This window comes from Mesorhizobium huakuii (genome assembly GCF_014189455.1).
Lineage (GTDB): Bacteria > Pseudomonadota > Alphaproteobacteria > Rhizobiales > Rhizobiaceae > Mesorhizobium > Mesorhizobium huakuii_A.
Window position 1 is genome coordinate 1,399,552 of sequence record NZ_CP050296.1, and the last position, 24,466, is coordinate 1,424,017.

21 protein-coding genes, 1 tRNA gene and 1 pseudogene are annotated in these 24,466 nt (G+C 62.0%); 12 read left to right on the forward strand and 11 right to left on the reverse strand.

Annotation, left to right across the window (positions count from 1 at the left end; genetic code table 11):
• Nucleotides 1–70 precede the first annotated feature (70 nt).
• Both HB778_RS07040 and HB778_RS07045 read right to left on the reverse strand, forming a co-directional pair.
• A complete protein-coding gene (locus tag HB778_RS07040) occupies nucleotides 71–1,219 on the reverse strand; it encodes a hypothetical protein (protein WP_183462583.1) in 1,149 nt (382 codons plus the stop codon).
• Nucleotides 1,220–1,379: 160 nt separating this feature from the next.
• Complete coding sequence (locus HB778_RS07045; protein ID WP_244277619.1) at nucleotides 1,380–1,916, reverse strand: DUF1134 domain-containing protein; 537 nt, start codon at nucleotides 1,914–1,916, stop codon at nucleotides 1,380–1,382.
• A 389-nt stretch (nucleotides 1,917–2,305) separates the two neighbouring features.
• Between HB778_RS07045 and chpT the strand changes: the two are divergent.
• A pseudogene (chpT, locus tag HB778_RS07050) lies at nucleotides 2,306–2,933 on the forward strand (histidine phosphotransferase ChpT).
• A 239-nt stretch (nucleotides 2,934–3,172) separates the two neighbouring features.
• On the forward strand, nucleotides 3,173–3,541 hold the full coding sequence (locus tag HB778_RS07055) for a response regulator (RefSeq protein ID WP_095201989.1): 369 nt from the start codon (nucleotides 3,173–3,175) through the stop codon (nucleotides 3,539–3,541).
• A 131-nt stretch (nucleotides 3,542–3,672) separates the two neighbouring features.
• On the opposite strand, the gene ctrA is transcribed toward HB778_RS07055, so the two are convergent.
• The gene (gene ctrA / locus HB778_RS07060; RefSeq protein WP_006203583.1) at nucleotides 3,673–4,368 is read right to left on the reverse strand and encodes a response regulator transcription factor CtrA; all 696 of its coding nucleotides are present in this window, start codon (nucleotides 4,366–4,368) and stop codon (nucleotides 3,673–3,675) included.
• Nucleotides 4,369–4,819: 451 nt separating this feature from the next.
• Here ctrA and HB778_RS07065 point away from each other — a divergent pair, with 451 nt between their 5' ends.
• Nucleotides 4,820–5,197 (forward strand): hypothetical protein, encoded by a 378-nt coding sequence (locus HB778_RS07065; protein WP_056578132.1) that lies wholly within the window; start codon nucleotides 4,820–4,822, stop codon nucleotides 5,195–5,197.
• A gap of 94 nt (nucleotides 5,198–5,291) precedes the next feature.
• Here HB778_RS07065 and HB778_RS07070 read toward each other — a convergent pair whose 3' ends face one another.
• Nucleotides 5,292–5,690, reverse strand: coding sequence for a winged helix-turn-helix transcriptional regulator (locus HB778_RS07070; protein ID WP_183462585.1), 399 nt, complete (start codon nucleotides 5,688–5,690; stop codon nucleotides 5,292–5,294).
• A gap of 90 nt (nucleotides 5,691–5,780) precedes the next feature.
• Between HB778_RS07070 and HB778_RS07075 the strand changes: the two genes are divergently transcribed.
• Both HB778_RS07075 and HB778_RS41350 read left to right on the forward strand, forming a co-directional pair.
• Nucleotides 5,781–6,446: an NADP-dependent oxidoreductase gene (locus HB778_RS07075; RefSeq protein ID WP_244661842.1), complete on the forward strand. Its 666-nt coding sequence runs from the start codon at nucleotides 5,781–5,783 to the stop codon at nucleotides 6,444–6,446.
• Nucleotides 6,447–6,466: 20 nt separating this feature from the next.
• Entirely contained in the window at nucleotides 6,467–6,706 is a 240-nt protein-coding gene (locus HB778_RS41350; RefSeq protein WP_244661843.1) for a zinc-binding dehydrogenase, read from the forward strand.
• 71 nt (nucleotides 6,707–6,777) lie between these two features.
• On the opposite strand, the gene HB778_RS07080 is transcribed toward HB778_RS41350, so the two are convergent.
• Both HB778_RS07080 and HB778_RS07085 read right to left on the reverse strand, forming a co-directional pair.
• The gene (locus HB778_RS07080) at nucleotides 6,778–7,053 is read right to left on the reverse strand and encodes a DUF1153 domain-containing protein (protein WP_006203587.1); all 276 of its coding nucleotides are present in this window, start codon (nucleotides 7,051–7,053) and stop codon (nucleotides 6,778–6,780) included.
• Nucleotides 7,054–7,138: 85 nt separating this feature from the next.
• Nucleotides 7,139–7,342, reverse strand: a complete 204-nt coding sequence (locus HB778_RS07085) for a hypothetical protein (protein WP_183462587.1) — start codon at nucleotides 7,340–7,342, stop codon at nucleotides 7,139–7,141.
• Between HB778_RS07085 and mnmA the strand changes: the two genes are divergently transcribed.
• Nucleotides 7,341–8,531 (forward strand): tRNA 2-thiouridine(34) synthase MnmA, encoded by a 1,191-nt coding sequence (gene mnmA, locus HB778_RS07090; protein WP_183462589.1) that lies wholly within the window; start codon nucleotides 7,341–7,343, stop codon nucleotides 8,529–8,531. The two genes, HB778_RS07085 and mnmA, sit on opposite strands and share 2 nt — an antisense overlap.
• A 51-nt stretch (nucleotides 8,532–8,582) precedes the next feature.
• Here mnmA and HB778_RS07095 read toward each other — a convergent pair whose 3' ends face one another.
• Complete coding sequence (locus tag HB778_RS07095; protein ID WP_183462591.1) at nucleotides 8,583–9,542, reverse strand: Gfo/Idh/MocA family protein; 960 nt, start codon at nucleotides 9,540–9,542, stop codon at nucleotides 8,583–8,585.
• 241 nt (nucleotides 9,543–9,783) lie between these two features.
• Between HB778_RS07095 and HB778_RS07100 the strand changes: the two genes are divergently transcribed.
• Nucleotides 9,784–9,860 (forward strand) — tRNA-Met (locus tag HB778_RS07100).
• Nucleotides 9,861–10,191: 331 nt separating this feature from the next.
• Here the strand turns inward: HB778_RS07100 and HB778_RS07105 are convergent.
• Nucleotides 10,192–15,003, reverse strand: coding sequence for a winged helix-turn-helix domain-containing protein (locus HB778_RS07105; protein ID WP_183462593.1), 4,812 nt, complete (start codon nucleotides 15,001–15,003; stop codon nucleotides 10,192–10,194).
• A gap of 181 nt (nucleotides 15,004–15,184) precedes the next feature.
• Here HB778_RS07105 and HB778_RS07110 point away from each other — a divergent pair, with 181 nt between their 5' ends.
• From HB778_RS07110 to HB778_RS07120, 3 genes are all read left to right on the forward strand, one after another.
• Complete coding sequence (locus HB778_RS07110; protein WP_183462595.1) at nucleotides 15,185–16,036, forward strand: DUF1194 domain-containing protein; 852 nt, start codon at nucleotides 15,185–15,187, stop codon at nucleotides 16,034–16,036.
• A gap of 280 nt (nucleotides 16,037–16,316) precedes the next feature.
• Nucleotides 16,317–16,550: a GcrA family cell cycle regulator gene (locus tag HB778_RS43420; RefSeq protein ID WP_183462597.1), complete on the forward strand. Its 234-nt coding sequence runs from the start codon at nucleotides 16,317–16,319 to the stop codon at nucleotides 16,548–16,550.
• A gap of 359 nt (nucleotides 16,551–16,909) precedes the next feature.
• Nucleotides 16,910–17,584: a peroxiredoxin-like family protein gene (locus HB778_RS07120; protein ID WP_183465028.1), complete on the forward strand. Its 675-nt coding sequence runs from the start codon at nucleotides 16,910–16,912 to the stop codon at nucleotides 17,582–17,584.
• Nucleotides 17,585–17,721: 137 nt separating this feature from the next.
• On the opposite strand, the gene HB778_RS41355 is transcribed toward HB778_RS07120, so the two are convergent.
• The 3 genes from HB778_RS41355 to HB778_RS07135 all read right to left on the reverse strand — a co-directional run bounded on the left by HB778_RS41355 (nucleotide 17,722) and on the right by HB778_RS07135 (nucleotide 22,408).
• Nucleotides 17,722–17,952, reverse strand: a complete 231-nt coding sequence (locus tag HB778_RS41355) for an FCD domain-containing protein (protein ID WP_244661844.1) — start codon at nucleotides 17,950–17,952, stop codon at nucleotides 17,722–17,724.
• A 281-nt stretch (nucleotides 17,953–18,233) separates the two neighbouring features.
• Nucleotides 18,234–21,344: an efflux RND transporter permease subunit gene (locus HB778_RS07130; RefSeq protein WP_183462599.1), complete on the reverse strand. Its 3,111-nt coding sequence runs from the start codon at nucleotides 21,342–21,344 to the stop codon at nucleotides 18,234–18,236.
• Complete coding sequence (locus HB778_RS07135) at nucleotides 21,344–22,408, reverse strand: efflux RND transporter periplasmic adaptor subunit (protein WP_183465030.1); 1,065 nt, start codon at nucleotides 22,406–22,408, stop codon at nucleotides 21,344–21,346. Before HB778_RS07135 ends, HB778_RS07130 begins: the two co-directional genes overlap by 1 nt.
• A 130-nt stretch (nucleotides 22,409–22,538) precedes the next feature.
• Here HB778_RS07135 and HB778_RS07140 point away from each other — a divergent pair, with 130 nt between their 5' ends.
• Together HB778_RS07140 and fabF are read left to right on the forward strand one after the other, a co-directional pair.
• Nucleotides 22,539–23,117, forward strand: coding sequence for a TetR/AcrR family transcriptional regulator (locus HB778_RS07140; RefSeq protein ID WP_183465031.1), 579 nt, complete (start codon nucleotides 22,539–22,541; stop codon nucleotides 23,115–23,117).
• A 47-nt stretch (nucleotides 23,118–23,164) separates the two neighbouring features.
• Complete coding sequence (gene fabF, locus HB778_RS07145) at nucleotides 23,165–24,466, forward strand: beta-ketoacyl-ACP synthase II (RefSeq protein WP_183462601.1); 1,302 nt, start codon at nucleotides 23,165–23,167, stop codon at nucleotides 24,464–24,466.

A 24,466-nucleotide genomic window follows, 5' to 3' on the forward strand; every position in this document is an offset into this window, starting at 1 on the left:
GAAGAGGATCGTGCATTTGGATGTGGTGATGCCATGCTACCCGCGCAAGCGGGTGACCCGCGCCGCCGCCTCAGTTCGCGCCCGCCTTCTGCAAGGCCCGCACGCGGTCGGCGAGGCTGCGGTCGCCTCCGCCGGATCGGCTGTCCTGCGGTGCCGCCAGCGCCTTGGCGATCGGTGAATCAGGTCCCTCAAGCTTGGCTGTTAGGTGGACGACTTCAGCCGCCAGCTCGTTCATCTGCTCACGCAGCGCGGCACTGCCATTCGCCGAACCCGGCGATGCAACCGCGCCCAAATCCGCCTTGAGCCGTTTGTTCTCGCGCGCCAGTGCCGTCAGCCTGGCCTCCAGCCGCTCGCGATCGCTGTCGAGCTTGGCAATCGCCTGATCCAGATCATCGCGCCGCTTGGCCTCGTCTTGCCCGGCGTCATCCGGTTTGCCGACCAGCCGCAAGGCCGGTCCGCCGTCCTCGGCTTTCGCCTTTTCGCGCAGCCGCGCCAGTTCCTTTTCGCGGCGATCGAGCTTGTCCTCGCGATCGGCGAGCGTTGCCAGCAGCCGTTCGACCTTCTTGTCGAGTTCGGCCGCCCTTTTCTTCTCCGCCTTCAGGGCATCGCGCGCGGCCTTGCTTTCGGCCGCGATCTCCTGCTGGCGCCGATCCGCTTCCTTGCGCTGGCCGCGCAGCAGCGAGATGTCGCTGGCGAGCTTCTGCAATTCGGATTCCCGCGCCACAAGCTCGATCTGCCGGCTGGAGGAGGAAAAACTGGCATCGTCGTACATTTGCTCCAGCTTTTCGAGCTCGAGCGCCCGCTTCTCCAGCTTGCGTTCGGTTTCCTTGAGCCGCTCCGAAAGCTGATGCAGTTCCTCTTCGCGCTGCCGCAGCGCCTCGTTCTTGGCGCCGAGTTCGGCGAGCGCCTGGTTCTTGTCCGTGCGTTCGATCGCCAGCCCCTTCAACGCCTCGCGGCCGCGATTGATCTCGACGAGCTGTTCGGCGGCTTTCTCGCGCAGCGCCTTGACGTTCATTTCGAGGCGGCGCGTCGCCATGGCGTACTCGGCCCGGACGCGGTCCTTGTCGGCCTGGATCTCGGCCTGCGTCAACGGGATAGAGGCCTCGATGCGCCTGCGGGTCAACGCGACGGCACGCCGCCAGACCGCCGGTGCCACGATCAGCGCCAGAAAGCCGGCACAGAGAAAGCCGAGGGCAAAGAACAGGACCGACTGAACCAAAGGACTACCCGCTATCGGCGGCAACCGCCGGAACTGGACCGCATAGTATTGGCATGGCGGAAATCCGGCGCTGCGGCAAGAGCTTGCCGCGGCGCATTGGGGGTCACAGGCTTACAAATCCCATTGAAAAGTCGGCATTGCGGTCATGATGCGTTGGACTTTAGAACGGATTCCACGTCGCCCGCTCGGTCAGCTTCAGATAGCCGAGATTGACACCGAGCCGTGCGCCGACACCGGTACGGATCGGCACCAGAAGCACATTGTTGTTCTTCAGCACATTAAAGCCGACGCCCGCCACCACATAGGCCGACCCGGCGACGCCGCCATAGCGGTTATAGAGATTGCTGACATCGTCGAGATTGTAGACCAGCATCATCACCCGGGACCCCTCGCCGCCGAAATCCCAGCCCAGCGACGGGCCTTGCCAGAACACTTTGTGGTCGCCGGCATTCTTGGTGTAGAGCGTGCCTTCGCCATAGGTCAGGCCGCCGATCAGCGCGCCCGACCCCTCCTCACCCAGCAGATAGCCATTGGGCAGACCGTAGGAGGCGAAGATCTTCTCGACGACGGTGGCGAGACCACCCGACGTCGCGCCGAAGAACTTGTGACCGGAATCGATAATCTCCTGAGCGGTGTATTCCTGGGCCCGCAAGGCTGAGGTCGAGAAAACGAGAACGCCCATGAGCGTGATCGCCATTGAAAGGACGCGGAGAAAGCTCCGGTCATAAAATCGGGAAAACATGCTTCCAATCTCCGTCATGGAGCACTTTCGCCGACGCCTCGCATCCGGTCCGGCTCTTTAGGCGGCCGTTAAGGATGACTGTTAGGGGCAAACTATGCCGTAATCCTTTTTCAACCATTAACTCCCACAGGAAGATGGCGGTTCGAAGGCTGGCTTTTGGGGTCGCGCGGCGCCGGCGGCCTGCGTGAACACGCCATTTGCCCCGACGACAATTTTGGGTTTGTTGCTGTACGTACGAGTGCTGTGTATTCAGAAAGCCTCGGGTTGGAGCTTGATTCGTGTGGGCAGGCGCGACAATCAATCGCTCGGCCACGAATTGTGGAATTTTGCAGGGATTTTCACCGATGGCCGATCTGTTCACCCTTTCCGCGCCCGACCTGGCGGCGCTTCTGTGCAGCCGCGTCTGCCATGACATCATCTCGCCGGTCGGCGCGATCAACAACGGGCTCGAACTGCTTGACGAGGGCGGCGCCGACGAAGACGCCATGCGGCTCATCCGCCAGAGCGCCAAGAACGCCTCGGCCCGGTTGCAGTTCGCCCGCATCGCCTTCGGCGCGGCAGGCTCCGCCGGCATGCTGATCGACACCGGCGACGCCGAAGCGGTGGCAATCGCCTTCCTCAAGAATGAAAAACCGGAACTGACCTGGAACGGGGCGCGCGCTGCTGCCCAAGAACAAGGTCAAGCTGCTGCTAAACCTGATCCTGGTCGGCAATGCCGCCATTCCGCGCGGTGGCAAGCTGGTCGTCACCCTCGAGAATCTCGAAACCGAGCCGCGCATTTCAATTTCGGCAAGCGGCCCGATGCTGCGCGTGCCGCCGAAATTCCTCGAACTGCATTCCGGCCACAAGCCGGAAGAGCCGATCGATGCGCATTCGGTGCAGCCCTACTACACGCTGCTTCTGGCCCGTGAGGCCAGCATGACGATATCGATCCATGCGACGGCGGAAGAAATCGTGCTTTCGGCAGCCTGAGCTGATTTGCCGGACAAGCAAAGTATTTCAACAGCGTAATATTGCCGTGATGGCTCGACCGGAAGCGTTGAGCTTTTCTCCATCGGCCGCGTCGAAGCATCTGCAAAGAAAAGCCTCGCAAACGGTATCTTTCCAAAAATTTTACCTAATGGCTTTTCGGGTTCTTTACCAGATCGGTCTAGGGTGCTCAGCAGATGCCCCGCACGACCGGATTGCCCAAGGGCAAAGAGGACCCGGAAATGAAACGCTGCATGTTCGTCGACGACTCAAGCGTCATCAGGAAGGTTGCAAAACGCATCCTGGGCGGTTCCGACATGGTGGTCATCGAAGCCGCCAGCGGGCTTGATGCACTGGAGATGTGCTCCGCCGACATGCCCGACATCATCGTCGTCGACGGCGCCCTGCCGGACGTGCAGGCGGTTGACCTCATCCGCCGCGTGCGCGCCATGGAAAGCCCGATCAAACCGCAGATCCTGATCTCGCTGGTCGAACTCGATATCGCCTCGATCATGCGGGCCAAGCGCGCCGGCGCCCAGGGCTATCTCTTGAAGCCGTTCAATCGCCCGCAGTTGCTCGAGCGCTTTCGCAACTTGAAGATCGCCGCCTGAGTCGGCACTTCCGGGAAAAGTGCGAAGCGGCCTTCCCTGCACAAATGCATGAAACCAAAAACTGTCGACCATCACACAAAAAACCCGGCCTGAGCCGGGTTTTTCGATGAAGTCCTGACGGTGTCCGCCGCTCAGGCGCTGACGCGAATGTCTTCCGGTTCGCGCAGCACATAGCCGCGACCCCAGACCGTCTCGATGTAGTTCTGGCCACCGGACGCGGCGTCGAGCTTCTTGCGCAGCTTGCAGATGAAGACGTCGATGATCTTCAGTTCCGGCTCGTCCATGCCGCCATAGAGGTGGTTGAGGAACATTTCCTTGGTGAGCGTGGTGCCCTTGCGCAGCGAGAGCAGCTCCAGCATCTGGTATTCCTTGCCGGTGAGGTGCACGCGCTGGCCGCCGACTTCAACCGTCTTGGCGTCGAGGTTGACCACCAGGTCACCGGTGGTGATGACCGACTGGGCGTGGCCCTTGGAGCGTCGCACGATGGCATGGATGCGCGCCACCAGCTCGTCCTTGTGGAACGGCTTGGTCATGTAATCATCGGCGCCGAAGCCGAGGCCGCGTACCTTGTCCTCGATGCCGGCCATGCCGGAGAGGATGAGGATGGGCGTCTTGACCTTGGAGAGGCGAAGCGTTCTCAAAACCTCGTAGCCGGACATGTCGGGCAGGTTGAGATCGAGAAGGATGATGTCGTAGTCGTAGAGTTTGCCCAGATCGACACCCTCTTCGCCGAGGTCCGTCGTATAGACATTGAAACTTTCCGATTTCAGCATCAGTTCGATGCTTTGTGCGGTTGCACTGTCATCTTCTATCAGCAGAACACGCATTTAATTCCCCTTTTCTGCTGCCGGACCATTTCACGACCCGTCCGGAACCGGAGCAGTGGTTGCCTTGTGCAGAGGCTGCCATCAAATGGTTAACAAAACCTAATTTCCCGTCCATGACGGTACCAGATTTTTTAACCTCTTTCTACACCCTCTTGAATCTAATAATGAATCACAAACCCAAATTCCTAATGCCACACATTAACAACCCGGACTAAGTGACTCCAGGGACTCATCGACGCGGCTTCGCTTCGGCGACCGGAATTTTTACCCGGCCTTAAGCCCTGACCCGTATGATTAACAATGCCCGTAAACGAATGGTTACCGCCGGCAAAAAACTTTAGGGTTTTGTTTCCCATAGTTCGGGGAAAGCCGGTGGACACGGGCAGAGCCTGGGCCTTTCCAGGTGATTTGGACGATATGTGCGGGTGTGCGTTTCCGGGAGTACCGAATCATGAAGTCACGTGAAAACCTCGTTCGGCTGAAACAGTTTCAGGTGAATGAGAAGCGGCGGCAGCTGCTGCAGCTCGACATGATGATCGCCGAGTTCGAACGCATGGCCGTCGAACTGGAGCTGCAGATCACCGCCGAGGAAAAGAAAGCCGGCATCACCGACATCAATCATTTCGCCTATCCGACCTTCGCCAAGGCGGCACGCTTGCGCCGTGACAACCTCAGAAATTCGCAAAGCGACCTCGCCCAACAGCGAAGCGCTGCCGAATCACTACTCGGCGAAGCTGAAGCGGAGCTTTCCAAGGCCGAAATGCTGGAGTCGCGCGACACCAAGATTCGCGAGGCCGAAACCGGCGGCCGCAGCGCCATGATCGGCTGAACCGGCCGGCATCCGCGTCCTCGATGTGTCCGCTGGCACGCAACTCATCGGGCGATCGCATCGAACTGCCTGAATCGCCGCGGAGATCACCGGTCTAAGCGGCCCAATCCCCTTCATTTGCGGCAATCGCCCTGGCGCGGGCATCCTTGATGTCTGGCGCATGCTGCTCCGCCCATGACCTGATCTGGGTGAGCAGGTTCGCCAGATTCTGGCCGAGTTCGGTCAATTCATATTCGACGCGCGGCGGAATGACCGGGAAGACCTCACGCCGCACCAGGCCGTCCCGCTCCAGCACACGCAATGTCTGCGTCAGCATCTTGGGGGTGATGCCCTCGAGCTTGCGGGCAAGCTCGCCATTGCGCAGCCGGCCTTTGCGCAGCGCGCAGACCACCAGGTAGACCCATTTGCTGGCCAGCATCTCGAGCACGGTGTGCGAAGGGCAGGTCCGCCGGTACGCGTCATAGCCAAAGGGAGACGTATCTTCACTATCCATGAGGTACCTATATATCAAGAAGGTACATACTGGACAAGGGAATATTACTATCCAAATGATAGCGGCACCAACCAAGCAGGAGAGATCCCCATGCGTGCCGTTACCCAAAATACCGTCGGCGGTCCCGACGTCTTAATTATTGCCAACCAGCCCGCCCCCTCGCCCAAGGCCGGCGAAGTGCTGGTCCGCGTCAAGGCAGCCGGCATCAATCCGGTCGATGGCGCCGTGCGCGGCGGTTACTATCCGCTGCTTGGCGAGCCGCCCTTCATCCTCGGCTGGGATATTTCAGGAACCGTCGAAGCGCTCGGCACCGGCGTCACCGGTTTCAAGGTCGGTGACGAGGTGTTCGGCATGCCGCGTTTCCCCAAGCAGGCGGCGGCCTACGCCGAGCTGGCCGCGGTGCCGGCCGACGAGATCGCGCTGAAGCCCAAGGCGGCGGACCACATCCAGGCAGGTGCATTGCCGCTGGCCGGTCTGACCGCCTGGCAGGGCCTTGTCCGCCATGGCGCCTTGAAATCGGGCCAGCGCGTGCTGGTGCATGCGGCGGCCGGCGGCGTCGGCCATCTGGCGGTGCAGATCGCCAAGGCGCGCGGCGCTTACGTCATCGCCACCGCCAGCCGGAGCAAACTCGATTTCGTCCGCAGGCTCGGCGCCGACGAGGTCATCGACTACACCCAAGGCGATTTCACCAGCCGGATCAGCGACATCGATCTGGTGCTGGACCCAATGGGGGGGAGCACGCCGAACGCTCGCTGAAGGTCATCAGGAATGGCGGCGTGCTGGTGTCTTTGCTGAACCTGAACGACACCACCAGGGCGCTGGCCAGCGCGCGCGACATCCGGGTCGAGCGCATGTCGGTCGTGCCTGACCGCGAGGGCCTGGTGGAACTTGGCCGGTTGATCGACGCGAACAAGCTCACCGTTCATGTCGCCAAGAGCTTCCCGCTCGAAGAGGCCGGCGCTGCCCACGCCTTTCTCGCCACCAAGCCGATCGGCAAGGTGGCGCTGACGGTCTGAGCATCGGAAGGATCAGGTCCAAAACAAAAGGGCGCGGAGTACCGCGCCCTTTGATCGTCTTCAGGCCGGCTCTAGTGCCGGTATTGCTGGATGCGCGTGGTGCGCAGCCCGGCAAGGCCATATTCGTCGATCGACGCCTGCCAGGACAGGAATTCCTCGGTGGTCAGCTTGTAGCGCTGGCATGCCTCTTCGAGGCTCAAAAGCCCGCCGCGCACCGCCGCGACCACTTCCGCCTTGCGCCGGATGACCCAGCGACGCGTGTTGGTCGGCGGCAGATCGGCAATCGTAAGAGGGCTGCCGTCAGGCCCAATAACATACTTGACTCTAGGTCTAACCAGATCGGTCATCGTACTCTCTACAAAAAACTCAAAGACCCAATCCCCGCCACGTTACCGCCACAGCTTTAAAAATTGCCTAAGCAGACCCTAATGACTAGGTAAGGATCGTGAACGGCGCGTTAGTCTTTTCGCAGGCATTTGAAACATCGGGCTGGAAGCCTTGAATTGGCTGGGAAAAATCCAGCCGATCGCGGATCGCCGGCAATCCGGGAATCGCCTTGCAAGCTGGCGTCGCCTGAAAGCTTGACCTATATTCTCGACATTGGCATTCAGATGCCGCGCAGAATGAAAGCATCATGAACAGTCTCGACCTTCCCGGACATCCCGAAAACACCCGCATTGTCGTCGCCATGTCGGGCGGCGTGGATTCGTCCGTGGTCGCCGGCCTGTTGAAGCGCGAGGGCTATGATGTCGTCGGCGTCACCTTACAGCTCTACGATCACGGCGCGGCGACGCACCGGGCCGGCTCATGCTGCGCCGGACAGGACATCGACGATGCCCGCCGCGTTTCCGAGACGCTGGGCATTCCCCATTATGTGCTCGATTACGAGGAGCGCTTCCGCAAGGCGGTCATCGACCCCTTCGCCGAGAGCTATGTCGCCGGCGAGACGCCGATCCCTTGCGTGTCCTGTAACCAGACGGTGAAGTTCGCAGACCTCCTGGCCACCGCCAAGGAGCTCGGCGCTGACGCGCTCGCCACCGGCCATTACATCCGCTCCGGCGCCAACGGCGCGCACCGCGCGCTCTACCGGCCGGTCGATGCCGATCGCGACCAGAGCTATTTCCTGTTCGCCACCACGCAGGCGCAGATCGACTATCTACGCTTTCCCCTGGGCGGCCTGTCGAAGCCGCAGGTTCGCGCCATTGCCGAGGAGATGGGGCTGACGGTGGCGGCTAAGCAGGACAGCCAGGACATCTGCTTCGTGCCGCAGGGCAAATATTCCGACATCATCGCCAAGCTGAAGCCGACCGCCGCCAATCCGGGCGACATCGTCCACATCGACGGCCGCGTGCTCGGCCGCCATGAAGGGATATTGCGCTACACGATCGGCCAGCGCCGCGGCATCGGCATCGCGTCGGGCGAGCCGCTCTATGTCGTCCATCTCGATGCCGAACGGGCCCGCGTCGTGGTCGGCCCGCGCGAAGCGCTGGAGACGCACAAGATCTATCTGCGCAACATGAACTGGCTTGGCGACGGGCCGCTCGCCGATGTACCCGCCGGCGGCCTCGAGCTGTTCGCCAAGGTGCGCTCGACCAGGCCGCCGCGTCCGGCGGTGCTGCGCCACGTCGCAGGTGTGACGTCGGTCGAACTGGCCGACGGCGAATCCGGCATCGCGCCCGGACAGGCCTGCGTGCTCTATTCCGACGACGGCAACGAGGCCCGCATCTTCGGCGGCGGCTTCATCGAACGCTCCGAGCGCGGTGCCGAGGCTGAGGCCATGCTGAGCCGGCTCGCAGCCAAGCCAACACAGGTTCCCGCCGAATAGGCGACCGCCGGCCCGGTCGCGCCATGATTACGGCGCGGCCTTTGCCTTCCTTCAGGACTTGGTGTGGGTGACGGTTCCGGCCGTCAGGATGCGCAGCACCCTGATCGCTTCCTCACCGCTGGTGCGGGGTTCGGCGCGCGTCTCGATGCAGTGGATGAAATGCTCCAGTTCGCGCGTCAGCGGCATGCCCTGGGCGACCGCGACATAGGACGGCTCGTTGGTGGTGAACGCCCATTGGCCGCTGTCCTGCCAGACCGCGTGGCGGTAGACGGCAAGCTTGCGCTCCCATGGCTCGACATCGTCGAACACTGCCATCGCCTTGGTGCCGACCACGGTCAGTCGCCGCTCGCGATAGGGGTTGAGCCGCGAGGTGAAAAGATGGCTGCGCAGGCCGTTGGGAAAGCGCATGTGCAGATGCGCGAAATCGCTGAGGTTGTCGAGAAGTGCCGCCCCCTCGCCGCGCACCTCGATCGGCTCGGTGCCGGTGATCGCCAGGATCATCGACAGATCGTGCGGCGCCAGGTCCCACAGCGCATCGTTCTCGGTATGGAACTTGCCAAGGCCAAGTCGGTGCGAGTGGATGTAGCGGACCTCGCCGAGTTCGCCATTGTCGATCAGCCCCTTCAGCGTCTCGAAGGCGGGATGGAAACGCAGGACATGGCCGACCATGAAGACGCGGCCATTGTCCTTGGCCGCCTGCACCGCGCGCTCGGCGTCCGGCACCGTCAGCGCGATCGGCTTTTCCACCAGCAAATCCTTGCCGCTCTCAGCGGCGCGCACGGAAAGATCCGCATGGAACTGCGGCGGCAAGGCCATGACGATGGCGTCGATATCGTCACGCACGAACAGCTGGTCGGGCTCGATCGCCAGGCAATCCTGTTCGCTGGCAAAGCCTTCGGCACGGGCCCGGTTGGCGTCGGAAACCGCGTGCAGCGCGCCGAGCGCCTTGAGGGTGCGGATATGGTTGCTGCCCCAGTATCCGCAACCGAGGACTGCAATGCGCGGCTTCATCTGTTTCAAACTCTAAAAACTCGTGGCCGAGACATAGCGACGTGCCCCTTCGAACTCAACCCCGGCCGTTGCAACCAAATGTCCACGCGGCAAAGCTTTTTTGGGTAATGAGAATATGCGGCGATATGGAATGCTTCGAAGCTTGACAGGCTCGCCCTCCCAACCTTATATCCGCGCGACCTTGGCGAACGCCTCGAAATGCCTTTCGATTTAAGGCGGATTTCGGGCCTTTCGCCGCCTTGGCGGGGTAGCTCAGTTGGTTAGAGCACGGGAATCATAATCCTGGGGTCGGGGGTTCAAGTCCCTCTCCCGCTACCAAAATCAAATAAGTCATTGAAATGACTAATAAATCTTGCAGATATGGTAGCGCTCTCGGACAAAATTCCTCAATAATTTCAATGCTGCCCGAGTGACGCTACCAACAGGATGCAGACGTCGCTGTTAGTTCAAACTACGACGAAGTTCAGCCCGGAAAATTCCGCGCGCCCGGGAAAAATTACGGAACCCGACATGCGCGCGAAGCCGACCCGAGAACATGCTAGCCGGAACATCCGCTTCCGGGGCAAAGTTTGCCTCTATGGCCGTCATGCGGCGCCAAGTTGCCCGCTCTGCCGGCCAGCTCAAGCGGCAGTCTGACCCGTTGCCGACGTCAGCCCGGACAAATACCAGTCGCAGGGTCTCCAGGAAGGAAGAAGCTTCGCCGCTCACAAGGAGTGAGTTCGCGTGGCACGGTGCGCCGGGCGAAGTCTATGAGGTCGCTGGGTGTCTGGAAGACTCGAACGATACGGACTCTTTCTTCGCCGGAAATAATTGCGACCTGGGTGCCGTCGGAACTGAAAGCGGCGCGTATAAGGCTCGGTCGAACGGTCGCTTCGTCCTGGCTGGCAAGGACGGCAATCTGGCGCCCCGATTGCGTCGCCCATAGCCTGACCGTGCGATCTTCGGACGACGCGGTCACGACATACAAACCACTGGCACTGAACTGGGCACTGTCCACCGGGCCGCTGTGGCCCCTAAGAACGGCCTTTTCCAGTCCGCCAGGGACGCTCCAGATCCGCACGGCTCCGTCGCGTGAGGCAGTCAGCAGCGACTGACCGTCCGGGCTGAAGGCGACCACCGTCACCTCGTCGGTATGTCCATGTAGCGTTGCGACGTTTGCTCCGTCCGTGGTCGACCAAATTCGGGCCGTGTGGTCGCGTGAGCCCGTGGCGACCAGTTGACCGTTCGGGTTGAAGGCCGCTGCCGTGATGCGATCCCGATGCCCTACAAGAGCCTTGAGCTCAGCCCCGCCCGGCTTCAGGAGGTGGCCCGCATTGTCTTCCCTGGCAGCGAAGATCAGACGTCCGTCAGGGCTAAGAATGGGCTGCGGCAGCTTGCTGCTTGTATTGATGACGGCCAACTCGGTGCCGGTCGCCGCGTCCCACAGCTGGGCGGTACCGTCGATCGATGCGGAAACAAGCGATTTGCCATCGCGACCAAACTGGATCCGGATCAGGCCGCCATGTGATCGGAACCGGGCGGTCTCGAATCCCCTGGCCACCTCCCAAATTCGGACCTGGCCCTCAAGAGATGCCGTCGCGACGTGTCTTCCATCGGGACTGAACGTCGCGCTTTGAACGATCTCATGGGTATCGAGCCGGATTATCTCGCGCCCGCTCACAACATCCCACAGATGCGCCGCGCTGTCCCCGCCACCGGTCAGCAGGTGGACATTGTCGGGACTGAAGACCGCGAAGGTCGGCCGATATTCATGAGAGAGCGTGGTCGTCAGGGCGCCGTCGACATCCCACAGCCGAGCGGTGCCATCGTGTGAAGCCGTGAGAAGAATGTTGCTGTCAACCGGGCTGAATTCCAGATGCTCTACCAAAGAGTCATGACCGGCGATCGTCATGACCTGCGAGGCTCGTTCAACGTCCCAGATGCGGATCGGCCCATTGACCGAAGCGGTCGCCAGGAAGCGGTCGTCCGGGGTGAAAGCACCGTTCATCTCCTCATCGCGTTCATCCGCACCGATATCGGCCAGCTTCAAACCCGAAACCTCCTGGCCGAGCAGGCCATGCAACGTTCCTGACGCTCCATCCCAAATCCGGGCCGCGCCATCGAGTGATACCGTGGCGATCCGCTGACCCCCGTGACTGAAAATCACGCCGTTCAATTGCGTGTCGCTCTTGTGGCCGGCCAACTTTGCGATCTCCGTCCCTTTCGACACATCGTAAAGGCAGGAAGTACCGCCGAATGAAAGCGGTGACCACGGGCCAGCCAGCAGCCGGCTTCCGTCCGGGCTGAATGCCAGGCCGTAGGGCAGGAAGTTCATTCGGATGGACCGAGTCAGTGCGCCATCTGCGGTGTTCCAGATCGAAACAACGTTCTTACGTGCCGTCGCGAAGCTGCGACCGTCCGGACTGAAGTCAGCCCGTGCATATCCGTCGCTGCTCACACTCAGGACTTTCTTCCCCGTCCGGGCGTCCCAGAGCACAGCATCGCTGTTTTCCCCCGCCGTCAGCACCTGGTTGCCATTCGGGCTGAAGATTGCCGTTGGATAATTACCGACCGGCTGCAGGATGGAGAGCTGTTCTCCCGAGATGGCGTTCCAGAGGCGCGCAGTGCCGTCCCTCGCGGCCGTCAGGATACGGCTGCCGTCCGGGCTGAATTCAGCCCTCTCCACGGCCCCTTCATGACCTCTTAGAACTGCAGTTTCGGCACCGCTGGAGATGTCCCAGACGCCTGCAGTTTTATCATAGGATGCAGTGACGATGTGATCGCCGGTCGGATTGAACGCCGCATCCGTAACGCCGGCGCCATGCCGGAAGATTTTGATCTGGTGGTGCGCCAGCAGGGCCTTGTAGAGGGCTGCCTCCGCTTCAAAGAGATATGGCCGCTCGGACTGGTCTTTCGAGGACAGTGCTTCGAGCGCCAAGAGGATCGCAGCCTCGGTGTTGCCCGTCGCCGTGGACTGCTGCGACAGAAACGAAAGCGAAAGAGACTGGTTACGCAGCGCCTGGTCGCGTTGCCACCTTGCTTCCCCCTGCGCCTTGAAGGCGACCAGTGCGCCTACGCCCGCCAGGAGAGCGAGCATTATCGCCACAATCGCGGCATTGCGCGTACGTCGGGCAAGCCGGTTTGCCGCGGCAGCCGCGAGGCTCCGGCGCTCGGCCTCGCGTTCCAGGCGCTCGCGTTTTGCCTCTTCGGCGGCCTCGATCAGTGCCAGCTCTGCCTGCCGGTCCTTCTCCTCTCTCTGCTGATGGGCGCGCAAAGACGCCTCGATGTATTCAACGACGTCATCGTCGACCTCCTCGCGTCTTGACAGCAGCAGCTCTTCGCCCTCCGCGAGACGTTTGCCGGACGGAAGGAGGAGCTCTCGATTCCTGCTCTCCAGGTGCCAACGGTGGGCGTCGGCCCTGAGGCGGTCGCGCGTCGCGAGGAAGTTCCGGTTTGCATTCACAATGTCACCGGCGCGCGGCCAACGGCTCAACAATGCTTCATGGGCAACGCGGACGAAGACATGCCCCCCGCCGTCCTCATCGCTGACGAGGAGCCGTGCGTCGATAAGGGCCCTGACGAGGGCCGATCGCGCGGGAGTGCCTGCAACTTCGGTGAGCAGGGCCGGACGTGCCGTCACCGTTTCATCGCCGGGACTCGCTGTGGTGAGTGCGCGCAGCACCGCGGGTAAGGCCTCCTGGATCTCGGGCGCGAGCAAGTCTACGACTTCATCGGCGCGGCGCGCGATTGCGCCTTCGAGCCCGCCGAGCGCACGATAATGCGCAAAGGTGAGAACCCGGCGCTCGCGGCCGGCCTCGTACAACGCGTCGAGCACAAACTCGAGAAGCGGCAAAGATCCGGGATCGGCAGCTGCTGCCTTCTGCAGCACATCATCGAGCCGCCCCAACTCGGCACTCTCCTCGAAGCGGAGTCCGGCAACGCCCGCCGGTTCGCGGATGATCTGCGCGATCTCAGGGCCAGTCGGCGGCAGGAGTTCGTAACTGGCGAGGCCGTCCTTGAGCGCCGAGAAACCGGGGATCTCACCACAGCGGTGAAAGAAGTCCGAACGGATCGCCGCTATCACCCAGACCAGTCCGCTCGCGGCTAGCGCCGCCATGAGCCGCACAAGGGCCTCGCGCGTCGCCAGCTCCCTCTCCGTCGTAAACAGCTCCTCCAGCTGATCGATGGCGACAAGCAATCTGATCTGCGAGTGGGCCGACCCGGCGGCCTTCGCAAGTGCCAGTCGCACCATCGCCAGCGCCCGATCCGGCACGCTCCTGCAGAGCAGGGCAAACTGCGCGGCTGTTACTTCGCAGGACAGCTCCGGCACAGCAGTTTCGCTAAGCAATGCTGCAGCCAGCACAGCGAATGCATCCGGCCCTTCGGAGAGGCGGATCAGGCAGCGGCGCCACAAGGATATGCCCGCCACGGCTCCAGGCCGGGTCAATGACGGCAGCAGGCCAGCGCGCAGGAGGGAAGACTTGCCGCAACCGCTCATTCCGTAGATGAGCAGGAATGCCGTTCCGCTGGCTGCCTGCTGCTCCAGTCTTGCAGTGCAGGCAGCAATCGCCCGCGCTCGGCCGAAGAAGAGGTCGGCATCTTCGAATTCGAAGGCATCAAGACCGCGAAATGGCGATCTGACCGGCTGCTCCGAAGCAAGGGGTACGCGGTAGATGCGCAAGGCGTGTGCGACGTTCTTCAGCTTGTGCTCGCCGAGATCGAGGAATTCCAGCGAGAGCCGGTCTTGAGCCTGGGCATGGACCGCCTCCGTGACGCAAATCCCGCCCGGTCGCGACAAGGTTTGCAGATGAGCGACGACCTCGACGGCCTCGCCCGCGATGTGGTCACCCTCGGCGACGACATAACCCAGGTGAACGCCGATGCGGAAGCGCAGTCGCTTTGTCTCGGGAACGTCGAAGTTCCGCCGATCGACCTCATGCTGGATCTCGCTCGCACACCGCATCGCCTCGACAGGGCCAGTGAACTCGGCGACCACGCTCTCTTCGGAGTTCCAGAACCCGCGACCCGCATGTTGAACCAGCAGCCGATCGATAATCTGCCTGTACGCCCGGAAAGTTGCAGCAGAGATCCACCCATCCTTGCTTGTCGGCCGGCCCTCAGCGGCCATTTCGGCGGCCAGGATGGTGGCCATTTTCGGTCCGGCATTTGAGGGAAGGACCAACCTGTAACCGCGCCTCGGCACTGTCTGCACGACGGTCTGCCGATCGTCGTTGAGCGCCGAACGTATCTCGTGAATGCATTGCACCAGGCTGTCATCGGTCACGGCTATTCCGTTCCAGACTGCATTCATCAGGTCGTCTTTGGTGATGACGCGATCTGCGTTTTCCAAAAGGTGACGAAGCACTGCGAAGGCCTGGTGGCGTAGTGCGATTGTCCTGTTGGACTTGTCGCGCAACGTCTCCCTGCTCAGATCGGCGGTAACGCCGTTGAGTACGAACGTCGTGGGGCGCGAGCTATTCAAGCCGGTTCCCTCAAGCACGAAGCCGCAGTCCAATGCTTCGATCTTAGCACGGTTTCGCACTGCGAAGAGTCATCACCAACCAGACCGGCGGGGAGCGCAGATTTCGGCGAATGATCGGAAGTCGTTCGTGACCCGGGAGGCGCCTCGGACCGACAGTTGCTTTGTCAGCGAGAGGCTCGCCATGGACGACTTGGTGCAAATTGCTCGATGTGCGGGTGGAAAATCGGTGCTGCGGCTCGCGGGGGTCTGCCTGCTCACTCTGTTGTTCGCGATCGCGTCACCGGCTCAGTCGACCCACCGTCCCGTGGACGATCTGGCCGAAGTCGATCTGCAGTTGATCCTTGCCGTGGACGTCTCGCCCTCGATGAGCAAAGTTGAGCAAAAAGTGCAACGCGACGGCTACGTCGGGGCCTTCCGCCACGCGGACATCGCGAGGGCACTCAAGTCGGGAGAGCGGGGCAGAATCGCAGTGCTCTATCTGGAGTGGGCAGGGCCACGTCAGCAAACAGTCGTTATGCCGTGGACAATTGTCGAAAGCCTCGACGACGCTCTGACTTTGGCAGACAGGCTCGCGGCGCTGCCGTTGACTGAAGGCCGTGGAACGTCGATTTCCGGCGCATTGTCGGCCGCGCATGTTCTGTTCGCGAAGAGTGGCTTGCGCAGCCCGCGCAGGGTTATTGACGTATCCGGCGACGGACCCAACAATGCCGGTCTACCGCTTCAACTGGTGCACGACGCACTCACAGCCGGCGGCGTGACCATCAACGGACTGGCGATCTCACTGCGCGCAGCCGACACACTCGACAGCTTTGGGCCGCACTTTATCGAGCTGTATTACGAGAGTTGCGTCATTGGCGGTTCTGACGCCTTCGTTGTCGCCGTCGAGAACACGGCCGGCTTTGCGAACGCCATTCGCAAGAAGCTGGTTTATGAAATAGCCGGTTTGCCCGCTAGCGTGCAGCCCGCAACTTATCGGAGCCACTCACGACCGGTCGTCGATTGCGACACGATCGGAGAGACGCCCGGGCGATAGAGGGTCACCAAAAAAAATCGAGTGACTTCACGACTGCCCCGGCCGGGCTGGTGCCCGAGGCAACCTACGATGGGTGCATTGCTTGCGAGTTCCTATCCGCCTAAGTGTGGCCTAAGTCGCAAATTATTGGCTTCAGAAGCAGGGCCTTGGGCTTCATTGACGCTGCGACCAACACCATATGCTGGTTCATAGCCCTCCAAAACGAGAGAAGCTTGCCCGGCGGGGTCGCACCGCGGCCGTCGGCCGGCAAAGGCTATGAACTAGGAACCTGAAAATCATCATGCCTAAAAATATCAGATCAACTTCGAGAGACGTCCCCCTCATTCAGTTGGGTGTCTATCAGTGCCGCTTCCCGGTGAGCGAAGACCCCTCAGTACCCGGCGGTTACCGTTTTTGTGCTGGGCCAACTTCGCCGGATCGCGTCTACTGCGATCACCACCACAACATTGTGACCGCCGTGGACCCGCGTCGGGCCCGTTCGGGTCTCCATTTCCCTCAACGACGCGCCGCTTAGGCTACGTTTTGGTGGGATGAGCCCTCCGCGCCCTGGCGGCCGGCGTTTCAGTTCAACGAAGCGCGACCTGTCAGACTTGAGGACAGCCTCAGCGAAGTCCGGCATTTCCAGACCTTGGCGCACCTTAGTATCAAGAGCCTGCTCGGGTCGTGGGGCGCCATCTAGCAAAAGCGTTGCCCTCCGTAAGAACTAGCGTCCGCCCTCTCCGTGCTATAAAAATGGACTACCGACGCCGACCTCGACGCCGTCCTAAGGCCGACCGCCACTTCAGCATGCCCAAGGACGTATGTGCCGCACATGGACTCAAGCCACCCGCCCGCACATCCGTTGTTTGGATTGACCCGCGAGGAGGGATCAGCATGTCAGAACGTCTCAACATAGGCCCGCTGCAACCTGGCGAAACGGCGCCCAATGTCGTGCTCGACGCGATTACCCGCGAGGGCAAGATCGCCATCGACGATTTCCGAGGCGAGAAACCAGTGCTGGTTGGGCTGTATCGAGGTCTCCATTGTCCTTTTTGCAGGCGCCATATCGCCATGCTTGCGCAACTCGCCCCAGCCCTCAACGAGAAGGGCATCGAAAGCCTGACAGTGGTCAACACGCCCATCGAGCGGGCGCGCCTCTATCTGCGGTACCATCCGATGCTCGGCCTACTCGCGGCATCCGATCCGGAGCGGGCTTCACACCGCGCCTTTGGATTGCCGAATATGCAGATCACCGAAGACGAGAGCGCATGGCCGCAAAAGGTTTCGATGAGCGATGTGAAGTCGATGCGGGTCGACTTGCCGGGCGAGATGCCGGAACCGATGGACCCGTTTGCGGCGCTCGAATACCTGAACAAAAAGGACAGCTACGATATCACGGAAGCGGATCAACAGATGATGGCCACCGGCATTGGGCAGCTCGTCGGCCAGTTCTTGCTGGACCGCGATGGCGTCGTTCGCTGGACTTCCAACGAGGTACTCGATGGCGGCCTATTCGGTGCCCCGAACACTCAGGAGCTGATGTCGGCAGCGTCGCAAATCGGAAGGTAAGGCGCGGCTTCGGTAGGCGGGGTTGGGCGCAGGATTACGCGAAGTTGGCGGCCGTCGCCTGATAGGGCCCCACAATCGGCACCGCTCCCGCCTGCCGATGAACCCGGAGGGGCGAGGGGGTCGTCCGGCTTCCCCTGCTACCTTCTTTCGACGGTTCTCAGATGCGCCAGCATCGCATCTGTCGCACCTTCCGGATCGCGGCGAACCAGACAATCCAGGATTGCCTGGTGCTCGTCGCAATACCCCAGGCGGCGTTCCTCCGAGAACGAGCGCTTCTTCATTTCGAACCAAGGGGACTGGTTCGAGGCGCTTGAAACAGCAATGAACCATTTGGCTCGCGTCGAACGACAGAAGATTTGGGCAAGCACTGGCGAGCGCTTTTATGGCCTGTAGTGACTTGGAGGATCTTACCAAGTTCCTGCACGGCGATTGCGTCGTGTTCCGCTCAGCCATAGCAACGCAGGCGGAATCGGCAGTTTAATTGGCGTGGGGAAAGGCGGTAGCGCTCTCCCGCTACCATTTGATCAACAATATCAATCAGTTACGTGACTATCCGCTACCGTCAGCCACACTGATTACTCTCACGCACATCCACGCCACGAACCCGCCAGTCGCCCCGTGCAGACAAACGAGGCTCGACAACAGTGCCCTACTCGGCAGCCATTGCTAGTCGCTGTTCCGGTTCCTCTGTCAAAGCCTCCTGGATCTCATCCGCGGTCGGCTTGATTCGGAACCACGCGGTGTAGAGCGCAGGAAGGAAGAGCAGGATCAACACCGTGCCGGCCGCCGTTCCCCCGATCAGCGTATAGGCCATCGATCCCCAGAAGACAGAGTGCGTGAGGGGGATGAAGGCCAGCACGGCTGCAAGTGCGGTCAGGATGACGGGCCGTGTGCGTTGCACCGTGGCCTCGATGACAGCGTGATAGTCGTCAATGCCGGCAGCACGGTTCTCCTTGATCTGTTCGGTCAGGATCAGCGTGTTGCGCATCAGGATGCCGGCCAGTCCTATCATGCCCAGAATGGCGTTGAACCCGAAGGGCTGGTTGAAGATGAGCAGCATCGGCACGACGCCGACAAGGCCAAGCGGCGCCGTCAGCATGACCATGAACATCGTCGAGAAGGATCGCACCTGCAGCATGATGACGATCAACATGGCGGCTATCATAGCCGGGAAGACCTTGCCTAGCGCGGTGTTGGCCTTTTCAGACTCTTCGATTGATCCGCCCATTTCGATGCGATAGCCGACCGGAAGGGACGCAATCAGCGGCTGAAGCGCCTTCATGATCTGCCTGGAGACCTCCGGGGGCTGGGTCGCCTCATTGATGTCCGCGCGGATCGTGACAACGGGCGTGCGGTCCCGGCGCTTCAGGATTGGCTCCTCCTGACGGATTTCCGAATGCCCGATCTGGTCGAGCGGAATCGAGCGGCCATCTCGGCTCACGAGTGAGAAATCCGCCAGACGTGCCGGATCCAGCCGCTCGCCGCCGGCGCTGCGCGCCACGATGGGGACATTGCGAATGTCCTCGCGGACCTGGGTAACGGGGATGCCGGTGAGAAGGAATTGCAGTTGCTGAGCCACCTCCGCAGGCGAGAGGCCGATGAGATTCAGCCGATCCTGATCCGGGACGAAGCGAAGCACGGGCGTGCGATTGCCCCAGTCGCGGTTGGCCTGCCGCACATCCGGAACGCTCCGCATGATGTCGAGGGCCTTTTCGGAAATGCTGTAGAGTTGCGTGGAATCGGGTCCCATGACCCGGAACTCGACCGGGAACGGTGTGTAGGGGCCGAACACGAGCTGCGTAACGCGGACATACGCCTCGGGTGCAAGACCCTGCGCCACCGCCTCTCGGAGCCGGTTCTTGAACGCCTCACGCGCCTCGGCGTCCGGGGTCAGCACGACGATCTTGGCGAAGGCGGGATCAGGAAGCTCCGGGGCCATCGCGAAGAAGAAGCGCGGAGCGCCCTGACCGACATAGCTCGTGACGATCTTGGCCTCGGGCTGGCTGTCCAGCCAATTTTCGAGCTTCTCGACCGCCGCGGTCGTCGTCTCGATGCTACCACCTTCCGGCAGGCGAACCTCCACCAACACTTCGGGACGGTCGGATGTCGGGAAGAACTGCTGTTTGACGCCGGCCATACCGACGACGGAAAGCGCGAAGGCGATGCCAACGATACCGCAGGTTACGAACTTATGGCGCACGGCAAACGTGATGGCCCGCCGCAAACGTCGATAGTTACGCGTGTCGTAAATAGCGTGGTGACCGCCTTCGACCGGTTTGATCGCGGGCAGCATCCTGACGCCGAGATAGGGCGTAAAGACCACCGCTACGATCCATGAGACGATGAGGGCGAACCCCACGACCCAGAAGATGTTGCCGGCGTATTCGCCAGCCGTCGAGCGCGCAAAACCCACCGGCACGAAGCCGGCGATCGTCACGAGGGTTCCCGATAGCATCGGCGCCGCAGTGTGGCTCCATGCATAGGCCGCCGCCTTGATGCGGTCCATGCCCTCTTCCATCTTCACCACCATCACCTCGATGGCGATGATGGCGTCGTCCACGAGAAGACCAAGCGCCAGGATGAGGGCGCCGAGCGTGATGCGATCGAAGAACCGGCCGGTTTCCAGCATGATGAGGAACACGACGGCGAGCGTCAGAGGGACGGCAGCCGCTACGACGATGCCGACGCGCCAGCCCATGCTGAGCAGGCTGATCAGCAGCACGACGCCGAGCGCCATTGCGAACTTCAACATGAATTCGTCGACCGCCGAGGTGATGTTCACGGCCTGGTCGCTTACCTTGTCTAGCGTCATGCCGAGCGGCAGTGTCTGTGTGATCGCGGCAGTCCTCTCCTCTAGGGCCTTGCCGAGCGCACGACCATCCCAGCCCTCCTGCATAACCGCCGCAAGCATGATGGTGGGCTCGCCCTGGCGCCGGATGAGGTATGTGGGAGGGTCCTCATAGCCGCGGCTGACCTCTGCGATGTCGGAGAGCTTCAGCGTCCGCCCCCCAGCGACAATCGGCGTGTCGGCGATCGCCTGAACGCTGTCATAGGCGCCGTCGACCCGAATGAAGAGGCGCGGCCCCAGGGTGTCGATCGAGCCTGCGGGCGTGACGGTATTCTGCCGCTGCAAGGCAGCGACGATGTCCTGTGCCGACACGCCGAGGGTTGCCAGCTTGGCGTAGGAAAACTCCACGAATATCTGTTCAGGACGTTCACCAAGGATGTTGATCTTCTTGACGCCGGGCACGTGCAAGAGGTCCTGGCGGATCACCTCCGCCTGCCTCGCCAGTTCCCGCATCGGCATGCCTTTGGCCTTCAGCGCATAAAGGGCGAAGCTCACATCCGAATATTCATCGTTCAGGAAGGGGCCGAAGACGCCGGGCGGCAGGTTGCGGGCTTCATCCCCGAGCTTCTTGCGAGCCTGGTAGAACTCCTCCTGCACGGCTGATGACGGTGTGCTGTCCTTGAGCGTGATCGTCATATACGCATAACCTGGCCGTGTGGTCGTCTCCACCCGGTCGTACCAAGTCAGCTCCTGAAGGCGCTTCTCCAACGGTTCGGCGACCAGGTCCTGCATCTCGCGCGCCGTCGCGCCCGGCCACGCCGTCGTGACCGTCATGGTCTTGATGGTGAAGCTAGGGTCCTCTGCCCGGCCGAGCATCAGGAAGGCGTAGGCGCCGGCAGCCACCAGCAGAAGGATGAAGAACAAGGTGACGGCGCGTTCGCGAACGGCGATCGCGGAAAGATTGAAGCTCATTAGTTGCTCCCGCTTTCGGACTCAGTCCGAACGAGAGCCCCTTCCTGAAGAAGGTGGGCGCCGAGCGACACAATGGGAACGTTGGAGTTCAAACCGGAGATCACAGCGGTTTCGCTGGTAACACGAACAAGCTGGACGGGCTGAAAGTGTACGGTTGAGGTGGCGCTGTCCAACACCCAAACGCCGGTCTTCCGGCCGTCATCAAGAACAGCTCCCAGTGGCACCTGGACCTCAGGCTGTTTCACCTGGCTTGCGAGCCGAATGGTTACCGTCGCGCCAAGCGGTGCCGCGGCAGCCTCGCCGTCGAGCACATAGCGCGCCTCATACGTGCGGGTCTGGGCATCGGCGGAGTCCGACAGCTGCCGTAGATGTGCCGAATAACGACGCTCATCGCCACCATACACGCTGGCCTCGGCTGCCGAGCCTATCGCCGGCCGGATCGTTTCGGGAAGCGCGACGACCGCTTCGCGTGGGCCTGCCTTGGCGGTCCGGATCACTGGCTGGCCGGCTGCGACGACCTGCCCCGGCTCGCCTAGCGTTTCAACCACCGTTCCATCCGCGTCCGCCAACAGAACCGCATAGGCCGCCTCGTTTTCGGCGACCCGTGCGTCGGCCTCGGCTGCGGCAAGTTGCGCTTGGGCGGTATCCAACGCAGCCTTCGCCTGCTCGTAGCGCTGCCGCGGAACCCAACCGGCGCGGAGCAAGCTGGCGTACCGCCTTTCGTCCGGCTCAGTCTGAACGACTGCCGCACGCGCTGCCGCGATGGCATTGCGTTTCGCCGAAAGCGCGAGGCGCAGATCGGTATCGTCAATCCGCATCAGCGGCTGACCGGCTTTGACCTCCTGACCGACGTCTACCAACCGTTCCACGATCTTGCCGGGAACCCGAAAGCCGAGATTGCTCTGCACCCTCGCCGCGATGACGCCGGTGAAGCCGCGCTCTGATCCGGTCACTGGCGCTGCCGACACAAGTCGGACGAAAGGCGCTTCCTGCCTTGGGTCGGTCACCAAAGGAGCCTCCTGCGCAGGAGTGGCAAACGTGGCGACTGCCGCCGCCCATGACATCGCCGTCAGGGTCGATCCCAATACGATAACGGTTCTCTTTTTTCACGCTCGTCGCCTCATCTCAAATTAGATTGCGTTCGACTTCTATATCGATTATAGATTGCGAACGCAATCAAAAAGGAGACCGATGATGCGCGTGAGCCGAATTCAAGCCGCGGAAAACCGCGAGACCGTCATCAATGTGGCAAGCCGCCTGTTTCGGGAGCGCGGCTTTGATGGCATCGGCCTCAAGGATCTGATGAAGGGTGCCGGGCTGACCCAGGGCGCTTTTTACAAGCAATTCGAGTCAAAGGACGACCTGGCGGCGCAGGCGTCCAGGCGGGCGATGGAGAGCGCCACCCACCGCTGGTCGGTCGCGACTACGGCAAACCCTGAGGACCCGCTCGACGCTGTGACCGCATTCTATCTCAGCATGGGCCATCGCGGAGAAAGGATGGACGGCTGCCCGGTCGTTGCGCTCGGCTCGGATGCTGCCAGACAGGGCGCCGAGGTGAAGGCGTCATTCGAGGCCGGGATCAGGGAATACCTTGAAATGCTCGGCAGTTGGGTTGGCGGGGCCGACAATGATGAGGCCGGCGGCAAGGCCAAGGCCATTCTCTCGACAATGGTCGGCGCAGTGCTCCTCTCGCGGGTCGTCAATGACCCCGACCTCGCACAGGCTTTTCTGGATGCGGCGACCGATCAGGTTCGCGAAGCAGCCCGCGCTTGAACGGCGGGCGCAGTGCTGGCGCCGCACTCAACTTGATAGGAAAATAAATGCGACGGATTGTTGTTACAGGCATGGGGGCGGTCACGCCCCTTGCCGCCAATGTCGAAGCGTCATGGTCGCGCCTGCTGGCCGGTCGTTCGGGCGTCCGTAGGCTTCCGGACGATGTGGTGGGAGACCTGCCGGCGAAGATTGGCGGCGTGGTTCCCTCCTTGAAGGAAGACCCCGACGCTGGCTTCGATCCCGATGACGTCCTGTCCGCGAAGGATCAGCGCAAGGTAGATCGGTTCATTCTCTTTGCGCTGGCCGCGGCGGAAGAGGCGCTTGCGCAGGCGAAATGGAAGCCTGTCTTGGAAACGGATCGCCTGCGCACAGCAACGATCATCGCCTCAGGGGTTGGCGGCTTCCCCGCCATCACCGAGGCGGTGCGCACGGTCGACCTGCGTGGCGCCCGCCGCCTGTCGCCCTTTACGGTGCCGTCCTTCCTGGTGAACCTCGCAGCCGGCCACATCTCAATCCGCCATGGCTTCAAGGGCCCGCTCGGCGCGCCAGTGACGGCGTGCGCGGCCGGCATCCAGGCGATCGGCGACGCGGCCCGTCTCATCCGCGCGGATGAGGCTGATATTGCGGTGTGCGGCGGCACGGAAGCGTGCATGAACATCGTCAGCCTCGGTGGGTTTGCCGCCGCACGCTCTCTTTCAACCGGCTTCAATTGGGCGCCGGCTCAAGCCTCTCGTCCTTTCGACACGTCGCGGGACGGCTTCGTCATGGGCGAAGGAGCCGGCGTGCTGGTCATCGAGGCGTTGAGCCATGCGCTGGCGCGCGGCGCAAAACCGCTCGCCGAGCTCGTCGGCTACGGCACGACGGCGGATGCCCACCACGTCACCTCTGGCCCCGAGGACGGAGGCGGTGCGCGCCGGGCCATGGAGATCGCGATTGCCCAGGCAGGGATTTCGGCCCGCGAGGTTCGTCATCTCAATGCGCATGCGACCTCCACGCCGGTCGGTGACCTGGGTGAAATCGAAGCGATCAAGAGCGTATTCGGGCGCGATTTCGCGATAGCTGTCAGCGCAACGAAATCCGCGACCGGACACCTGCTGGGCGCGGCCGGCGGGCTTGGTGCCATTTTCGCGATCCTGGCGCTCCGGGACCAGGTGGCGCCACCGACACTCAATCTGAGCGCTCCAGATCCGGCCGCCGATGGCATCGACTTCGTCGCAAACGAGCCCCGGCCAATGGAGATGGAGTACGCGATCTCCAATGGCTTCGGCTTTGGCGGCGTGAATGCCAGTGCCTTGTTCAAGCGCTGGAACCACCAGCCCGACGCGAGTGCCAGAGGCAGTCAGGACTGA

Bases quoted from the DNA above. Each gene is read 5' to 3' on its own strand.
- HB778_RS07045 (WP_244277619.1), bottom strand. From the start codon at position 1,916: ATGGCGATCACGCTCATGGGCGTTCTCGTTTTCTCGACCTCAGCCTTG.
- HB778_RS07055 (WP_095201989.1), top strand. From the start codon at position 3,173: ATGAAACGCTGCATGTTCGTCGACGACTCAAGCGTCATCAGGAAGGTT.
- ctrA (WP_006203583.1), bottom strand. From the start codon at position 4,368: ATGCGTGTTCTGCTGATAGAAGATGACAGTGCAACCGCACAAAGCATC.
- HB778_RS07065 (WP_056578132.1), top strand. From the start codon at position 4,820: ATGAAGTCACGTGAAAACCTCGTTCGGCTGAAACAGTTTCAGGTGAAT.
- HB778_RS07070 (WP_183462585.1), bottom strand. From the start codon at position 5,690: ATGGATAGTGAAGATACGTCTCCCTTTGGCTATGACGCGTACCGGCGG.
- HB778_RS07075 (WP_244661842.1), top strand. From the start codon at position 5,781: ATGCGTGCCGTTACCCAAAATACCGTCGGCGGTCCCGACGTCTTAATT.
- HB778_RS07080 (WP_006203587.1), bottom strand. From the start codon at position 7,053: ATGACCGATCTGGTTAGACCTAGAGTCAAGTATGTTATTGGGCCTGAC.
- mnmA (WP_183462589.1), top strand. From the start codon at position 7,341: ATGAACAGTCTCGACCTTCCCGGACATCCCGAAAACACCCGCATTGTC.
- HB778_RS07085 (WP_183462587.1), bottom strand. From the start codon at position 7,342: ATGATGCTTTCATTCTGCGCGGCATCTGAATGCCAATGTCGAGAATAT.
- HB778_RS07095 (WP_183462591.1), bottom strand. From the start codon at position 9,542: ATGAAGCCGCGCATTGCAGTCCTCGGTTGCGGATACTGGGGCAGCAAC.
- HB778_RS07110 (WP_183462595.1), top strand. From the start codon at position 15,185: ATGGACGACTTGGTGCAAATTGCTCGATGTGCGGGTGGAAAATCGGTG.
- HB778_RS43420 (WP_183462597.1), top strand. From the start codon at position 16,317: ATGCCTAAAAATATCAGATCAACTTCGAGAGACGTCCCCCTCATTCAG.
- HB778_RS07120 (WP_183465028.1), top strand. From the start codon at position 16,910: ATGTCAGAACGTCTCAACATAGGCCCGCTGCAACCTGGCGAAACGGCG.
- HB778_RS07130 (WP_183462599.1), bottom strand. From the start codon at position 21,344: ATGAGCTTCAATCTTTCCGCGATCGCCGTTCGCGAACGCGCCGTCACC.
- HB778_RS07135 (WP_183465030.1), bottom strand. From the start codon at position 22,408: ATGTCATGGGCGGCGGCAGTCGCCACGTTTGCCACTCCTGCGCAGGAG.
- HB778_RS07140 (WP_183465031.1), top strand. From the start codon at position 22,539: ATGCGCGTGAGCCGAATTCAAGCCGCGGAAAACCGCGAGACCGTCATC.
- fabF (WP_183462601.1), top strand. From the start codon at position 23,165: ATGCGACGGATTGTTGTTACAGGCATGGGGGCGGTCACGCCCCTTGCC.